The sequence below is a fragment of the Streptomyces sp. NPDC027189 genome, assembly GCF_055566975.1.
This window is the reverse complement of the sequence record NZ_JBVHRI010000003.1, coordinates 55,220-70,353: the sequence shown is the minus strand read 5'-3', so window position 1 is coordinate 70,353 and position 15,134 is coordinate 55,220. Positions and strand designations below refer to the sequence as shown.

The 15,134-nt window shown below is 71.7% G+C and carries 16 protein-coding genes; 9 read left to right on the top strand and 7 right to left on the bottom strand.

All coding sequences use genetic code 11. The features are described from left to right. The first annotated feature begins 63 nt into the window (after positions 1–63). The 4 genes from ACZ4RZ_RS08140 to ACZ4RZ_RS08125 all read left to right on the top strand — a co-directional run bounded on the left by ACZ4RZ_RS08140 (position 64) and on the right by ACZ4RZ_RS08125 (position 3,889). A complete protein-coding gene (locus ACZ4RZ_RS08140) occupies positions 64–663 on the top strand; it encodes a PQQ-binding-like beta-propeller repeat protein (RefSeq protein ID WP_467743163.1) in 600 nt (199 codons plus the stop codon). A 91-nt stretch (positions 664–754) separates the two neighbouring features. Continuing rightward, positions 755–2,353, top strand: a complete 1,599-nt coding sequence (locus ACZ4RZ_RS08135) for an ABC-F family ATP-binding cassette domain-containing protein (protein WP_399077483.1) — start codon at positions 755–757, stop codon at positions 2,351–2,353. A 385-nt stretch (positions 2,354–2,738) separates the two neighbouring features. Beyond that, a complete protein-coding gene (locus ACZ4RZ_RS08130; RefSeq protein WP_006123601.1) occupies positions 2,739–2,960 on the top strand; it encodes a helix-turn-helix domain-containing protein in 222 nt (73 codons plus the stop codon). Between the two features lie 137 nt (positions 2,961–3,097). After that, positions 3,098–3,889, top strand: coding sequence for an enoyl-CoA hydratase/isomerase family protein (locus ACZ4RZ_RS08125; RefSeq protein ID WP_467743162.1), 792 nt, complete (start codon positions 3,098–3,100; stop codon positions 3,887–3,889). A 68-nt stretch (positions 3,890–3,957) separates the two neighbouring features. Here the strand turns inward: ACZ4RZ_RS08125 and ACZ4RZ_RS08120 are convergent, their stop codons facing one another. After that, positions 3,958–4,689, bottom strand: a complete 732-nt coding sequence (locus ACZ4RZ_RS08120) for a nucleopolyhedrovirus P10 family protein (protein ID WP_467743161.1) — start codon at positions 4,687–4,689, stop codon at positions 3,958–3,960. Between the two features lie 87 nt (positions 4,690–4,776). Between ACZ4RZ_RS08120 and ACZ4RZ_RS08115 the strand changes: the two genes are divergently transcribed. From ACZ4RZ_RS08115 to amaP, 5 genes are all read left to right on the top strand, one after another. Next, on the top strand, positions 4,777–5,265 hold the full coding sequence (locus ACZ4RZ_RS08115; RefSeq protein WP_467743160.1) for an Asp23/Gls24 family envelope stress response protein: 489 nt from the start codon (positions 4,777–4,779) through the stop codon (positions 5,263–5,265). An 81-nt stretch (positions 5,266–5,346) separates the two neighbouring features. Further along, positions 5,347–5,532: a hypothetical protein gene (locus ACZ4RZ_RS08110; protein ID WP_369245649.1), complete on the top strand. Its 186-nt coding sequence runs from the start codon at positions 5,347–5,349 to the stop codon at positions 5,530–5,532. Between the two features lie 3 nt (positions 5,533–5,535). Beyond that, positions 5,536–5,919, top strand: coding sequence for an Asp23/Gls24 family envelope stress response protein (locus tag ACZ4RZ_RS08105; RefSeq protein ID WP_467743159.1), 384 nt, complete (start codon positions 5,536–5,538; stop codon positions 5,917–5,919). Next, positions 5,916–6,590, top strand: a complete 675-nt coding sequence (locus tag ACZ4RZ_RS08100; RefSeq protein WP_467743158.1) for a DUF6286 domain-containing protein — start codon at positions 5,916–5,918, stop codon at positions 6,588–6,590. The genes ACZ4RZ_RS08105 and ACZ4RZ_RS08100 overlap by 4 nt, the downstream gene beginning before the upstream one ends. Beyond that, entirely contained in the window at positions 6,587–7,174 is a 588-nt protein-coding gene (gene amaP, locus ACZ4RZ_RS08095) for an alkaline shock response membrane anchor protein AmaP (RefSeq protein WP_467743157.1), read from the top strand. Before ACZ4RZ_RS08100 ends, amaP begins: the two co-directional genes overlap by 4 nt. 90 nt (positions 7,175–7,264) lie before the next feature. On the opposite strand, the gene ACZ4RZ_RS08090 is transcribed toward amaP, so the two are convergent. From ACZ4RZ_RS08090 to ACZ4RZ_RS08065, 6 genes are all read right to left on the bottom strand, one after another. Continuing rightward, the gene (locus tag ACZ4RZ_RS08090; RefSeq protein ID WP_467743156.1) at positions 7,265–8,020 is read right to left on the bottom strand and encodes an SDR family oxidoreductase; all 756 of its coding nucleotides are present in this window, start codon (positions 8,018–8,020) and stop codon (positions 7,265–7,267) included. Positions 8,021–8,025: 5 nt separating this feature from the next. Then, positions 8,026–9,909 (bottom strand): glycoside hydrolase family 15 protein, encoded by a 1,884-nt coding sequence (locus ACZ4RZ_RS08085; protein ID WP_467743155.1) that lies wholly within the window; start codon positions 9,907–9,909, stop codon positions 8,026–8,028. 78 nt (positions 9,910–9,987) lie between these two features. Continuing rightward, entirely contained in the window at positions 9,988–10,779 is a 792-nt protein-coding gene (locus ACZ4RZ_RS08080; protein ID WP_467743662.1) for an SURF1 family cytochrome oxidase biogenesis protein, read from the bottom strand. Between the two features lie 116 nt (positions 10,780–10,895). Then, a complete protein-coding gene (locus ACZ4RZ_RS08075; RefSeq protein WP_399077463.1) occupies positions 10,896–11,129 on the bottom strand; it encodes a hypothetical protein in 234 nt (77 codons plus the stop codon). 154 nt (positions 11,130–11,283) lie between these two features. After that, positions 11,284–12,276, bottom strand: a complete 993-nt coding sequence (locus tag ACZ4RZ_RS08070; protein WP_467743154.1) for a DEDDh family exonuclease — start codon at positions 12,274–12,276, stop codon at positions 11,284–11,286. 169 nt (positions 12,277–12,445) lie between these two features. Next, a complete protein-coding gene (locus ACZ4RZ_RS08065; protein WP_467743153.1) occupies positions 12,446–15,025 on the bottom strand; it encodes an MXAN_6230/SCO0854 family RING domain-containing protein in 2,580 nt (859 codons plus the stop codon). Positions 15,026–15,134 lie beyond the last annotated feature (109 nt).

Below are 15,134 nucleotides of genomic sequence, written 5' to 3'. Positions count from 1 at the left end.
GCAGTTCCCCTCCTCGCGGCAGCCCACCAGGCCCGCACCGCCCCCTACGGAGACCACGTCACGGTGCACGCGCGCGTGGAGCACGGGGACCGACCCTCGCTGCGGACGACGGGGGCCACCGTCGAGGCGTACGACGAAGGAACCGGGCGCCTCCGGTGGACGTACAGGCGGGAGGGCCGGCGTCCGCTGGCCGTGCTCCCCGCGCGCGGGGACGCGATCGCGCTCTGGGACGACGGGCTGGTCACCGCCACCGTCCGCGGCGACGGCAGCGCGGTCCGCTGGCACCGGGCGCTTCCCGGGGCCGCACCCTGGCTCGCGGCCCACCGGGGCAGCGGCGTGCTGCGGGCCCTGGGCGCCCGCATGCTCGCCGTCGTCACCCCGCAGCGCATCGCCGCGTACCGCATCGCCGACGGCGACCTGCGCTGGGTGCTGCCCGCCCGCCGCGGCTGCGCCTTCGAACCCGCGCGCGCGGTGCGTGTCCGTACGGCGCTGCTGATCGCGCAGCCCTGTGCGGCCACCGACAGCTGGACCGTCGAGATCGTCGCGGTGGACGAGCTGGGCAGGATCACCCCGGACCGGACGCCGCTGGGCAACGAGCGGCGGGGCGAGCATCACAGTGTCGAACACCCGCACACAGAAAAAGTGCTTGCACGGCCCCGTTAGACTTGGCCCATGGCCATTCTCCTCGCGCATTAGACGGCGGGAACGTCCTCAGCCGTCCACCCCGCCAACGACCCTGCCCTGGAGTCTGTCCGTGATCTCCGCCTCCGGTATCGAGCTGCGCGCCGGCGCCCGCATCCTCATCGAGTCCGCCACCTTCCGTATCGCCAAGGGCGACCGCATCGGCCTGGTCGGCCGCAATGGGGCGGGCAAGACGACGCTGACCAAGGTCCTCGCGGGTGAGGGCATCCCCGCCGCAGGCAACGTCGCGCGCTCCGGCGAGGTCGGCTATCTCCCGCAGGACCCGCGCACCGGCGACCTCGACGTGCTCGCCCGCGACCGCGTCCTGTCCGCGCGCGGTCTGGACACCCTGATCCGCAAAATGCGGGACAACGAGCAGCGCATCGCCAACGGCACGGGTGCCACCCGCGAGAAGGCCCTGAGGCAGTACGAGCGCCAGGAGACGGAGTTCCTCACCAAGGGCGGGTACGCCGCCGAGGCCGAGGCCGCCACCATCGCCGCCGCGCTCAACCTGCCCGACCGTGTGCTCGGCCAGCCCCTGCACACCCTCTCCGGTGGTCAGCGCCGCCGTATCGAGCTGGCCCGCATCCTCTTCTCGGACGCGGACACGCTGCTGCTCGACGAGCCGACCAACCACCTCGACGCCGACTCGATCGTCTGGCTGCGCGACTACCTGAAGACCTACCGTGGCGGCTTCATCGTGATCTCCCACGACGTCGACCTCGTCGAGACGGTTGTCAACAAGGTCTTCTATCTGGACGCCAACCGCGCCCAGATCGACGTCTACAACATGGGCTGGAAGCTCTATCAGCAGCAGCGCGAGGCGGACGAGAAGCGTCGCAAGCGCGAGCGGCAGAACGCCGAGAAGAAGGCCGCCGCGCTGAACGCGCAGGCCGACAAGATGCGCGCCAAGGCCACCAAGACGGTCGCCGCGCAGAACATGGCCAAGCGCGCCGACCGGCTGCTCGCCGGACTCGAAGCGGTACGGGCCTCCGACAAGGTCGCCAAGCTGCGCTTCCCGGAGCCCGCGCCCTGCGGCAAGACGCCGCTCACCGCCGAGGGCCTGTCGAAGTCGTACGGATCGCTGGAGATCTTCACCGATGTCGACCTGGCCATCGACAAGGGCTCCCGCGTCGTCATCCTCGGCCTCAACGGCGCCGGAAAGACGACCCTTCTCAGGCTCCTCGGCGGCGTCGAGAACCCCGACACCGGTGAGGTCGTGCAGGGCCACGGTCTCAAGCTCGGCTACTACGCGCAGGAGCACGAGACCCTCGACCCCGAGCGCACGGTCCTGGAGAACATGCGCTCCGCCGCCCCCGACCTCGACCTGGTCGAGGTCCGCAAGACGCTCGGCTCGTTCCTGTTCTCCGGCGACGACGTCGACAAGCCCGCCGGCGTCCTGTCCGGCGGCGAGAAGACCCGTCTCGCGCTCGCGACCCTCGTGGTCTCCTCCGCGAACGTGCTCCTGCTCGACGAGCCGACGAACAACCTCGACCCGGCCAGCCGCGAGGAGATCCTCGGCGCGCTGCGCACGTACAAGGGCGCCGTCGTCCTCGTCACCCATGACGAGGGCGCCGTCGAGGCGCTCCAGCCGGAGCGGATCATCCTGCTGCCGGACGGCGTCGAGGACCTGTGGGGCGCGGACTACGCGGATCTGGTGGCTCTCGCCTGAGTCGCTGCCTGAGTCGTTGCCCGAGCCTCACCGAGTGTCAGCCCGGCGTGATCGAATGGCTGATCCACTGCGTATGGATCATTCGGCCGATCCGTGATCCATCATCTGTGTGAGATCTCCTCGTACCGAGGTGTGTCCTACATCGATTTCGCGGCCGAGCCCTGTGTTCCCAAGGGCTCGGCCGTCTCGCGTCGCTGACCAGGTACTTCGCGGATGAACCCGTTCGGCCGTACGGACGACGGCAGCCGGAACCTGGAATTCCACTCGTGGGGATGGGCTCCTGTCGTCAAAACCTTGTCTTACGGACCTTGCCGAATGGGTGGCCATGAGGCCCGTGAGGGGTGATCATGAGAGTCCAGAGCGCACTTCCCATGAGGAGGCACGGGTGGCCGAGACTCTGAAGAAGGGCAGCCGGGTGACCGGCGCCGCGCGCGACAAGCTCGCGGCAGACCTGAAGAAGAAGTACGACTCCGGTGCGAGCATCCGGGCGCTGGCCGAAGAGACCGGCCGCTCGTATGGCTTTGTGCACCGGATGCTCAGCGAGTCGGGCGTCACGCTCCGAGGGCGTGGTGGAGCGACGCGGGGCAAGAAGGCCGCCTCGGCCTGAGGCCGGGCGTCCCCATCGGCTTCGGTGGTGGCCACCCGGTCGGTCGGGTGATCGACCGGGTGGTTACTGTGCAGTCACTTAGGTGTGTCCCTCGTGGGGTACACACCTGATCCGACCGCACCCATCGGAGGCGCCCCATGGCTTCGCTCGACCCGGTATTCGACAAGGACGGCGTACGGCTCACCGTCGACGAAGCGATCGCCACGGTGACGCTGACCAACCCGACCAAGCGCAACGCCCAGAGTCCTGCTCTGTGGCGGGCGTTGACGCAGGCCGGCCGGTCACTGCCGGGCTCCGTCCGCGTGGTGGTCCTGCGCGCCGAGGGCAAGTCCTTCTCCGCCGGGCTCGACCGGCAGGCGTTCACGCCCGAGGGCTTCGACGGGGAACCGTCGTTCATCGACCTCGCGCGCGGCTCCGATGCCGAGCTCGACGCGACCATCGCCGAGTACCAGGAGGCGTTCACCTGGTGGCGGCGCAGCGACATCGTGTCCATCGCCGCCGTGCAGGGGCACGCCATCGGCGCGGGATTCCAGCTCGCGCTCGCCTGTGATCTGCGCGTTGTCGCGGACGACGTGCAGTTCGCCATGCGCGAGACCAGCCTCGGGCTCGTGCCCGACCTCACGGGGACGCATCCGCTGGTGAACCTCGTGGGGTACGCCCGCGCGCTCGAAATCTGCGTGACGGGGCGCTTTGTGTCGGCCGAGGAGGCCGAGCGCACCGGGCTCGCCAACCTTGCCGTGCCCGGCGAGCAGCTCGACGACGCGGTGCGAGACCTTGCCGCCGCACTGCTTGCCGCGCCGCGGGATGCCGTCATTGAGACCAAGGCGTTGCTGCGCGGGGCGCAGGAGCGGTCCTATGAGGAGCAGCGGGTTGCTGAGCGTGCTGCTCAGGCTCGGCGGCTTCGGGACCTCGCCGGGGTGGGTGACTGAGACCGTCCTGGGGCTGCGGGTCGTACTCGGGCCGGTCACGCAGTTCCCCGCGCCCCTTCAGGGGCGCTCTAGCCCACGGCGGTTACCAGTACTGCCACCGATGGTGTGTCCGTCAGGGTCCGCGTGACCGCTGTCCTGACGGCCCTTGCCACGTCGACGGTCCGCTCGTCCGCCGCGACCGCCAGTTCGACGCGGACGTGGCGGCGTGGCAGGGCGGGGTCCCCGCCCGGCGCGTCCTCGATGTGCACCGGGCGGCCCAGGAGGTCCGTCAGGTGGGTCACACCCGGGACCGACCGGGCGGCGGCCGCTGCCCGCGCCTCCTCGGGAACCGTCGGTTCGCCGGCCTCTCGCACCTCGTCAGGGCGTACGGCGACGGGGGGCTCGTCCTGGCCGAGCAGCTCCGTCACCCGTAGATCCACATCCGTGACCGTCAGACCGAGGCGTTCCGTCGCCGCCGCGGCCAGGGCCAGGCGCAGGCGGCCCGCTGTCGTCGGGAGCGGCTCCACGCCAGGGGCGGTGGGGTCCGTCCGCGCCGCGAACTCCGCGGCGATGCGGAGGGGACCGGGCGGCAGCGCGCCGGGCGGAGGCGGCACGGCGGGGTCGTACGTCTCGTCCGGGTCGGCGAGTGAGATCCGGAGCGTGCCGAGCCGCACACCGAGCACGGGATCGGCCGCGCGCCGCAGTACCGAGTCGGCCGCCCACTCCGTGATCCACGCGCCGTCGCGCGGGAGGCCGAGGGGCAGCAGTCTGCCGAGCCCGAGCTGATGCCGTACAACCTGCGTCCACCGGTCCGCCGTCATTGCTCCAGCCTGCCGCATCCCCGGCGCGCGACCGCGGAACCCCACTTACTGTGGGTGAAGGAGGACGACCGAAAGGGACGTACGGCCATGACCGACATGACGGAGCCGGACCGGACGGAGACCCCCGCCGGCGAGAAGGGGTCGCCCCAGACCCGCAAGCCCGGTGTCACCAAGCGCGGCGGCGGTGATCCCGCAACCCGGGGACGGACCACGATCGCCGACGGCGTCGTGGAGAAGATCGCCGGACTCGCGGCCCGTGATGTGCTCGGTGTGCATGCGATGGGCAGCGGACTGAGCCGGACCTTCGGGGCGGTGCGCGATCGGGTGCCCGGCGGTTCGAAGTCCGTCTCGCGCGGTGTGAAGGCCGAGGTCGGCGAGGTGCAGACCGCGCTCGACCTGGAGATCGTCGTCGACTACGGCGTCTCGATCGGCGACGTGGCCCGCGCCGTGCGCGAGAACGTCATCGCGGCCGTCGAGCGCATGACGGGCCTTGAGGTCGTCGAGGTCAACATCGCGGTGAGTGATGTGAAGCTTCCCGAGGAAGAAGAGGAGGAGCCGGAGACGCGGCTCCAGTGACCGCCCGGTCACCGAATCGCTGTCGCCCGGCCACCGAACCGCTAGTGATCACTCGGCCACCGAATTGCTGAGGAGCGCACCATGAGCTTGGCCGTGATCGGCATGATCGCCGGAATGGCGCTGGGCTTCGCCGGGTACTTCGGCGGATTCGGGGCCTTCTTGCTGGTGGCCGCGCTGGGGGCCATCGGGTTCGTCGTCGGGCGGTTCCTGGAGGGGGACCTGGACGTCGGCGACTTCTTCCGCACCCGCGACAACCGACGGCGGTGACGCGTGCCAGGTCATGTCGACCGGCTCGGTGAGACGCGGCGGCCCGTGACGGTCGTCGTGGCGGCCGAGCGGGGCGCGACCCGGATCGCCGACCGGGTCGTCGCGAAGATCGCCGCGCAGGCGGCGCGCGAGGTGCTTCCGGCGCTGCCCCCGGACGCCGTGCCCCCGCACGCGAGTGTGGTCGTGCACCACGAGAGCGCCCGCCTTCGCGTCACCCTCGAACTCGACTACCCCTCCGATATCGGTGGCCGGTGCAACGCGGTGCGTCGCCATGTCGCCGAGCGGGTAAGGACGTTGGCGGGGATGGAAGTGCCGGAGGTGGCCGTCCAGGTGGAGCGGCTGCACCTGGCGCAGGCACCCGGCACGGTACAGGGGAGGACGCGATGAGCGAGTCCCAGGGCTCCGACAGCACCCAGCGCATGCCTGTCCTGGAGAAGACGGGTGAGAGCGCACTCGGTCAGTCCGCCTCCGCGGCGGCATACGAACCGCTGCACACCGTGGACGACGAGGACGGCGGCCAGGGCCGTTTCTGGTCCGCGCGCCGCGTTCCCGCGGGCATCCTCGCGGTGCTGATCCTTGTCGCCGCGGGCGCCTTCCTGTACGACGTCGCGGCGGTACGAGCCCGCCGGCCCGCCATGCACTGGCGCAGGTCGCTGGCCCTGCAGCTAGCCGAACGGCCCCTCGACGACACCTGGGTGCTCGTCGGCGCGGGAGTAGTGGCCACCCTCGGCATCTGGCTGATCGTCCTCGCCGTCACGCCCGGACTGCGCGAGGTCCTGCCGATGCGGCGCACCCACGCCGACGTCCGGGCCGGGCTGCACCGGCGCGCCGCCGCGATGGCGCTGCGCGACCGGGCCATGGAGGTCGCCGGGGTGCAGTCGGTCCGGGTACGCATGGGACGTACGAAGGCCGACGTCCGCGCGGTCTCGCACTTCCGTGAACTCGACGACGTACGCGCCGACTTGGACGCCACGCTCGCCGACGGCATCAGGGGGCTCGGGCTCGCCCGGCCGCCCGCGCTGTCGGTGCACGTCCGGCGCCCCGGACGGAAGGGGTGAGGCCGGTGCTCCGGATGGTCAACCGCGTACTGCTCGGGATCCTCGGTCTGGGGCTGGTCGTCCTCGGCGGCTCCGTGCTCGCCGTCGGGCTCGGTGCGAACCCGCCCTCGTGGTGGATCCACGACGGGCAGCACGACGTACTGCTCAGCCAGGCCGAGCGGACCCGGTGGCGGGACCACGGCTGGTGGTGGCCCACCGTCATCGCCGCCCTCGCGATTCTGGTGCTGCTGTCCCTGTGGTGGCTGGCGGCCGTGCTGCGGCGGCGCCGGCTCGCCGAGGTGCTCGTCGACACCGGCGACGGCGAGGGCGCGCTGCTGCGCGGGCGGGCACTGGAAGGCGTACTGGCCACCGAGGCGACGCAGCTGGACGGCGTCGAGCAGGCACAGATCCTGCTGACCGGACGGCGCAGCGTGCCCGAGGCGCGGGTGCAGCTCCTGCTGGAGCCCCATGTGGACCCCGGGCAGGCCTTGCACCTGCTGACGGCCGAGGCGCTGGCGCACGCGCGGGACTCGGCGGGCCTCGCCGCGCTCCCCGCGGAGGTGCGCCTCCGCGGGGTCAAGCACCGTGCTCAGCGGGTCAGTTGAGCTTCGCTCAGGGCCCTGTCGGCCAGGAGCCTGTCGGCGAGGAACCTGCCGCCGAGGAGCCTGTCGGCGAGGACCCTGTCGGTCAGGAACCTAGAAGCCGCGCCGCATTCCGCCGTCCACCGGCAGCATGATGCCCGTCAGGTACGACGCCGCCGGCGAGAGCAGGAACGCGGCGGTGCGGCCGAACTCCTCCGGGGTGCCGTAGCGGCGCAGTGGGATGCGGGCCTCGTTGGCCGCGCGGGTGGCCTCCGGATCGGCGGAGTAGCCGTCGAGTTCGCGGACGCGGTCGGTGTCGATACGGGACGGGAGCAGGCCGACCACGCGGATGCCGCGCGGGCCCAGCTCGTCCGCGAGTGAATTGGCGAAGCCCGCGAGACCGGGGCGCAGACCGTTGGAGATGGTGAGCCCGGGGATCGGCTCGTGCACCGAGGCGGACAGCACGAAACCGATGACACCGCCCTCGCCGAGCTCCGCGGCGGCCGCGCGGGCCAACCGCACCGCGCCGAGGAAGACCGTCTCGAACGCGGCCGTCCACTGCTCGTCGGTGTTGTCGGCGACGAACCCGGGCGGCGGGCCGCCAACACTGATCAGGACGCCGTCGAAGCCGCCGAAGTGCTCACGGGCGGCGGCGATCAGCCGGGCCGCGGTCTCCGGGTCGGCATTGTCGGCGCCGACCCCGACCGCGTTCGGGCCGAGCGCGGCCGCGGCGTCGGCGACGCGCTTCTCGTCGCGCCCCGTCATGATCACCTTCGCACCGTCGGCGACGAGTTCACGCGCGGCGGCGTTGCCCAGGCCACGGGTGGCTCCCGTGACGACGTACACACGGTCCTTCAGTCCAAGATCCATGGCCCCTATCCTGCCTGCTCGCCCCCGAACAGGGCGAGGGCGGTACCCACCAGACCGATATGGCTGAACGCCTGCGGGAAGTTGCCGAGCTGGCGGCCGGCGACGGGGTCGTACTCCTCGGAGAGCAGGCCCACGTCGTTGGCCAGTCCCACCAGCCGCTCGAACATCTCACGGGCCTCCTCCGTACGACCCGTCAGATGCAGCGCCTCCGCGAGCCAGAACGAGCAGACGAGGAACGTGCCCTCACCGCCCGGCAGCCCGTCGAGGGCGGACTGCTCGGTGCCGACGCCCATCCGCTCGGTGCTGATGGCGGTCGACTCGGTGCCGGTCTGCTCGATGCTGACCCGGGTCTCTTCGACCGTGATCCGGGTCTCCTCGATGCTGTAGCGGCGCAGGAAGCCGTTGTGGCTGAGCTCCTCGCGGACCGCGGCGATCGTGCCGAGGACCCGCGGATCGTCGTACGGCAGGAAGCCGACGTGGGGGATGAGCAGCAGCGAGGCGTCCAGCGCGCGGGAGCCGTAGGACTGCGTGAAGGTGTTCCGCTCGGGGTCGTAGCCGCGTTCGCACACCTCCCGGTGCACCTCGTCGCGCATCGCGCGCCAGCCCTCCAGGTCGCCTTCGAGCTTCGGGTCGTCCTCCAGGGTGCGGACGGCGCGGTCGGCGGCCACCCAGGCCATGACCTTCGAGTACACGAAGTGCCGGCGCGGGCCGCGCACCTCCCAGATCCCCTCGTCCGGCTGCCGCCACGCCGTCCGCAGGAACTCCATCAGGGCGACCTGCACCCGCCACATGTGCGGCTTGGAGGGCAGGCCGGAACGCCGGGCCAGCGAGAGGGAGTCGATGACCTCGCCGTACACGTCGAGCTGCAGCTGCTGTACGGCGTCGTTGCCGACCCGCACCGGGTACGAGCCCGCGTAGCCGGGCAGCCACGGCAGTTCGTACTCGGACAGCCGGCGTTCGCCGGCGAGGCCGTACATGATCTGCAGGTCCGCCGGGTCGCCCGCGACCGCGCGCAGCAGCCAGTCGCGCCAGGCCTCGGCCTCCTCGAGGTAGCCGGCCTCCAGGAGCGCGCCGAGCGTGAGCGTGGAGTCGCGCAGCCAGCAGTAGCGGTAGTCCCAGTTGCGGACGCCGCCCAGTTCCTCGGGCAGCGAGGTGGTGGGGGCGGCCACGATGCCGCCGGTCGGCGCGTAGGTGAGTGCCTTGAGGGTGATCAGGGAGCGCATGACGATGTCCCGGTGCGGGCCGTCGTAACGGCAGCGCGCCGCCCACGCCTGCCAGTCCTCGACGCTGGTGCGCAGCGCCTCGAAGGGGTCGCAGAGAGGTGGACGCGGCCGGTGCGAGGGGTGCCAGGTCAGGACGAAGGCGACCTTCTCCCCCTTTTCGACCGTGAACTCCGAGTGGGTACCGAAGTCCTTGCCCCAGGTGCGCACGGGCGGCTCGCTGCGCAGCCAGACCGAGTCCGGGCCCGCGACCGCCACGCGGTGGCCGTCCGACCGGCGCATCCACGGCACGATCGAGCCGTAGTCGAAGCGCAGCCGGAGCAGGCTGCGCATCGTGACCCGGCCGCTCAGCCCCTCGATGACGCGTACGAGATCGGGGGCGTGCTCGCGCTGTGGCATCAGGTCGGTCACCCGGACCGAGCCCTCGTCGGTGTCCCACTCGGTGTCGAGCACGAGCGTGTCCGGACGGTACGCGCGCCGGGTGCAGGAGCCCGCGCTCTTGGGTGCGATGCGCCAGTGCCCGTTGTCCTCGTCGCCAAGGAGCGCGGCGAAACAAGCCGCGGAATCGAAGCGGGGCAGACACAACCAGTCGACGGAGCCGTCGCGGCCCACCAGAGCCACGGTCTGTTCGTCCCCGATGAGCGCGTAGTCCTCGATGCGTTGCTGCACGGTGGACGGGTTCCCGAGGAGGGCGCGAGCCAATCGGGCCGCCAGGGTGGCGCGAACCCCCACCCGGGGGCCCCGGCGCTAGACCGCCGCCGCGGCCGTTTCCGGTGTGGCCTCCGCTGCCGCGGCCTCCGTCCGGTCACGGCGCTCGCGGCGGACCAGGATCACCCAGCCCACGGGAACGCCCGCCGAGAACAGCCACCACTGGATCGCGTACGCCATGTGCGGACCGATGTCGCTGTGCTCGGGGTCGGGGATCAGCTCGGGGGAGTCGCCCTTGGGTTCCGGCGCGGTCTGCTCGATGTAGCCGCCGAGGACCTGCTTGCCGAGCCGCTGGGCCTGCTGCTCGCTGCTGATCAGCATGACCTGGCGGTCGGGCAGCCCCTGGACGTTCTTGATGCCGCTGTCGGCGGTCGTCTCGTCGGCCATGAGCCGCCCGGTGACGGTGATCTCGCCCTTCGCGGGCGCCGGGATCTTCGGGAACGCGGTCTGCGCGCCGTTCGCCGGAATCCAGCCCCGGTTGACGATGAGGACCCGGCCGTCGTCCAGGACGAACGGGGTCAGGACGTGGTAGCCGACCGCGCCGTCGGAGTTGGTCCGGCGGCGCACGACCTCCTCGTGCGCGGTGTCGAAGTGCCCCTTCGCCGTCACCCGGCGGTAGAGGTCGTCGTGCCTGATGTGCTGTCCCGGCGCGGTGAGCGACTCGGCGGGCACCGGCTTAGCGGCCAGCGAGTCGGAGATCACCGTGTTCAGCGCGACCTTGTGTTCATGGCGGTGCAGCTGCCAGTAGCCCAGCCGGATCATCGTCGGGATGAGCGCGAGGGTCACGAGGGTGAGAATCACCCACTGCCGGGTCAACAGGAAGCGGTACACCCCATTGACGTTACTCGGCATGATTCGGCCCCCGACGGGAGGGTCCCGCCGAGGGCCGTGCCGATGGCGCGTGCCGGGCTCGGGGCGCTGCCCCGTGCCGGACCGGAGAGCGAGGCTCAGACCTTGTCGATGATCCCCACCTTCCCCTCCGCGCGGGCGCAGTGCGCGCCGCAGAACCAGTGGCCCTCGACCTCGACCCCTTGGCCGATGACCTGGACGCGACAGTGCTCGCAGATGGGGGCCATCCGGTGGATCGCGCAGGAGAAGCAGTCGAAGACGTGCACCGCGCCCTGCGCGTGCACCTCGAACGTCATGCCGTAGTCATTGCCGCATACTTCACATCTCGCCATGCGCCACAGGGTGAGGGGCCGACGCGGCGCGGGCGAGCGGGCGCCGGGCGAGTCGCCCGCCAATCACCCGTACGTCCGTCAGCCCTCGTACGTCCATCAGGGGCCCCGGCGTCCGGCAGGCAGGGGTCCCGGGCGTCCGCCGACGGCTGCCGGGTCACTTCTCCGTCGCCGGCTCCACGTCCCGCAGCAGCTGGCCGAACGCCGCCTCGTCGATCACCGGTGTCCCGAACTGCTTGGCCTTGACCACCTTCGACGTACTGGAGTCCGGGTCGTTGGTGACGAGCAGGCTGGTGAGCCGGGACAGGCTCGTCGCGACATGCAGCCCGGCCTCGACGGCACGGTCCTCCAGCAGTTCGCGGTCGACGGAGGTGTCCCCGGAGAACGCGACCCGCATGCCCTGCTTGAGCGGTTTGCCCTCTTCATACCGGCCTGGGTTGGGATACGGGCATGCGGGACGTTTGCGGGAAGGGCGCCAACTCCCGGACGGATAGCCGCTCCCGGACGGATAACCGCCCGGCTGGCGCCCGATCCGCGGCATCGCGGGGCTGTCGGACCACTCCTTGAGCGGCCGGCACTCCAGCAGTGGCAGCCGCACCCCGCCGCGCGCGGCCGCGCGAAGGCTCGGCCGGAACGCCTCCGCCAGCACGCGTGCGTCGTCCAGCGCGTGGTGCGCCCGCTGCTGTACGACTCCGAAGTGCGCGGCCAGCGACTCCAGCTTGTGGTTGGGCAGCGGCAGCCCCAACTCTTTGGAGAGGGCGATGGTGCACAGCCGCTGGCGGACCGGAGCCTCGCGCTCCGCGCGCGCGTACTCCCGCGCGATCATCGACCAGTCGAAGACCGCGTTGTGCGCGACCAGCACGCGGTCGGCGAGCCGGTCGGCGAACTCCTCGGCGATGTCCTGGAAGAGCGGTGCCCCTTCGAGCATCTCGCTCGTCAAGCCGTGGATCCACACCGGGCCCGGGTCCCGCTCCGGGTTGACCATCGTGTACCAGTGGTCCTGGACCTCACCGCGCGCGTCCAGCCGGTAGACGGCGGCCGAGATTATCCGGTCGTCGCGGGCCAGGCCTGTGGTCTCCACGTCAACGACCGCGTACCCCTGCGGGTACGCGGCCGGCCAGGACGCTGCGGTCGTGAGGTCTTCGAGCATGGTCACTGAGGATACGGGCCACGACTGACAGTCAGGCCGTCGCCTGCCCGGAACGCGGGGCTCCCAGGGCCCCGGACATGGCCACGCGCGCGTGGACCCCGTAATGGCGCCGCGCGGCCCCGGAGTTGACGCCGCGCCCGGCTGTCCGAACCGGCGCCACTACCACCTCTCAGCCCAGTGCCGCCACGAAGTCACCCGCCGTCAGCGGCTCCAGACCGCAGCCGTCGACCGGGCCGGGCAGCAGCCGGTACACGGAGCCGGTCGAGCCCTCCGGGGCGACGCCACCGTGCACGAGGGCGAGCAGCACGTGCTTCTTGGCGGCCGTCTCGGCAGCGAGCGCCTCCGCGTCCTCCGAGGGGCGCCGCCACTCCGGAGGCTCCAGGGCACGCACGCGTGCGGCGAAGGCCAAGTCGGTCTCGCCCTCCCGGCGGTGGTAGTGCCACAGCTCGTCGGTCCAGGGCGCGCGACGGACCACGGCGACCGCGTCCGTACGGGCCGCCGCATGCCAGACCGCGAGGTCCCACAACGTCGTACGGCCCGAGGTGAAGTACTGGAACAGGTCCTTGCCGATACGCCCGAGGTCGCCGCTGTGCCGGTGCACGCTGTGAAAGCCTTCCGACGGAGGCAGATGCAGGTCCGTCCACAGGAACGTGCGGCGCTCCAGATCGACCAGCATCGGGACGTGGATGCGCGACTCGCCCTCCAGGTCATAGCGCTGGCGCACCGTCCGAGGGTCGTACGAGGCGTCGCGACTGTCCTTCGAGGGCAGCGCCATGAAGCCGGCGAAGGCGTCGAGAAGCCGCTCGAAGGGGACGTTGTTGTAGCTGAAGACGATGGGCACGGCGAACCGCACCCGGCCGTCGGCGAGCAGCGCGAGGTCCAGGTCCGCGTACTCGGTCGCGCCGTCGGGTGCCGGAGCCGAGGTGAGGTCCCCGGAGTGCACGGCGGCCCGGTCCCCGTACACGAGGTTCGTGTAGTCGCACACGCCCGTGAACGTCCAGTCCTCGTCGTACAGCGCGACGGACAGATCGAGGTCCACGCGCGTCTTGTCGGGCTGCGTCCAGTGCAGGAAGAGCCGCAGGACCTCGCCCTGGGGCAGTGGCTGGCTGCTGCCGCGCGGCACGGAGACGAGCGCCTTCGCGGACGCGCGGTCGGCGGAGGGGACGGCCAGGCCCGCGAGACCCGAGTCGAGGACGGCGAGGTCGAAGCGCGAGGCGCCGGCCAGGCGACGCAGGGCCTCCGCCTCCAGGAGCGCGCAGACGCCCTCGGTGACCGCCTTGGCCAGCGGGGCCCGGGTGTCGTCGACGGTGAAGGAGTGCGTCACCTGGCCGCGCGGGAAGAACACCCGTCGCTCGCCCGGGAGATGCCGGATGCGCAGCCTCCCGAGCGCGGCGAGCAGCGGGCCGGGACCGGCCTTGGGCAGGACCCGCCGCAGGGTGTCGGCGAACCCGTCCGGCAGCCCCGTCAGGTCGTGCAGTCGCAGCACGTGGTCCATCCTGCGCAGCAGTTCGCCCGGACGCTGGGCCAGCAGGGCGAGTGCTGCGGTGAAATCGTCTTCTCGCAGGGCCTGTTCGGTGCGTGTGCCCCAGGTGTCGGCCTTGAGGCGCGTGCCGTCGACGCGTACCGCCTCCGGGTACGCGGCCGCCGTACGCAGCAGCGCCTCGCCCAGCGGCGTGGCGGAGGTGTCCGTGGCGCGCAGTACGGCGAAGGCGAGGGCGGCCTTCGGGTGACGTGCGTGCTGCTCGTACGGGTGCAGGATCTCGGCGGCGCGCTTCCAGGCGACCGGATGCCGCAGAACGTCCTCGACCAGCGACGACGCCTCGAACCCGTCAAGTACGGCGAGGAGTTCGCGGCGCAGCGCGCGCGGGAGGGAGCGGAAACGCCGCGGTTCGACCAGATCGGCCTCGCCGCCCGACCAGACGTGCAGCAGGCGCAGGACGTCGGTGGCGGTGGTCAGATGTGCGGCGAGCAGCGGGCGCACGGCCTCGCGCGTACGCCGGTCCAGCAGGAGGCTGCCCAGGACCAGCGCCTTCGTCTCGCGGACCGGGATGTCCTCGGGCATCCAGTTCAGCGCGGCCGGGGCGTGCGCCAGCAGCAGCTTCACGTCGTCGCGGTCCTGCGGCGGCAGTGGGGTACGCCGGGCCAGCAGTCGGAGCAGCGCCTTCGTGGCGTCGGCTTTCTGGTCGGTGCCGAGGGCGAGCAACTTCAGCGGGCCGGTGGGCACTTCGCGCCGGTGGCGGGGCTCGGCGGGCCTCAGGAACGGGTCGCCGCCGTCGATACGGCGGTGGCAGATCGGGCAGCCGGAGTAGTCGGCGCCGTCCCAGCACGTGCGGCACACGAGGTGGGCGCACGGCGACACGGGGTGCACACTGCCGACGGTGCCGCACAGCACGCACGGCTGGGCCGGCCACTGCAGCAGCAGCGTGAAGACGCGGTCGACGTACAGCTCGAAGGTGTCGTCGGGCACCGAGGCCGGGAAGCTGCGGAACAGCGGCATGTGCGTGCGGTCGGCGCCCAGCTCCGCGTCGATCTGCCGGATCAGGGAGCCACCGGCGTCGGCGAGTCCGGCGGGGCCGAGCCAGGCGAGCGCGGCGCGCAGCGGTGCCGTCGGGGCGAAACCCCGGTCCAGCAGCTCGGCCTCCAGGGCGGTCAGGCCCTCGGACGTCGCCGGGTCGCCCGGGCGTGGTCCGGCCTGGTCGACGTAGACGGTACGGAGGCGGCGGAGCAGCACGGACGACAGCACGGACAAACGGATTCCCCCCGGAAACGTGTGTGAGGCGGGGGCGGAGAGTGAGCGCGCTACGGGTGTCATAGAAAGAGTGAGAAGGAAGCACGCTTGCGGAGCCGCCCCCGCGATC

Bases quoted from the DNA above. Each gene is read 5' to 3' on its own strand.
- ACZ4RZ_RS08115 (WP_467743160.1), top strand. From the start codon at position 4,777: ATGACCGACATGACGGAGCCGGACCGGACGGAGACCCCCGCCGGCGAG.
- ACZ4RZ_RS08090 (WP_467743156.1), bottom strand. From the start codon at position 8,020: ATGGATCTTGGACTGAAGGACCGTGTGTACGTCGTCACGGGAGCCACC.
- ACZ4RZ_RS08120 (WP_467743161.1), bottom strand. From the start codon at position 4,689: ATGACGGCGGACCGGTGGACGCAGGTTGTACGGCATCAGCTCGGGCTC.
- ACZ4RZ_RS08070 (WP_467743154.1), bottom strand. From the start codon at position 12,276: ATGCTCGAAGACCTCACGACCGCAGCGTCCTGGCCGGCCGCGTACCCG.
- ACZ4RZ_RS08125 (WP_467743162.1), top strand. From the start codon at position 3,098: ATGGCTTCGCTCGACCCGGTATTCGACAAGGACGGCGTACGGCTCACC.
- ACZ4RZ_RS08110 (WP_369245649.1), top strand. From the start codon at position 5,347: ATGAGCTTGGCCGTGATCGGCATGATCGCCGGAATGGCGCTGGGCTTC.
- ACZ4RZ_RS08100 (WP_467743158.1), top strand. From the start codon at position 5,916: ATGAGCGAGTCCCAGGGCTCCGACAGCACCCAGCGCATGCCTGTCCTG.
- ACZ4RZ_RS08075 (WP_399077463.1), bottom strand. From the start codon at position 11,129: ATGGCGAGATGTGAAGTATGCGGCAATGACTACGGCATGACGTTCGAG.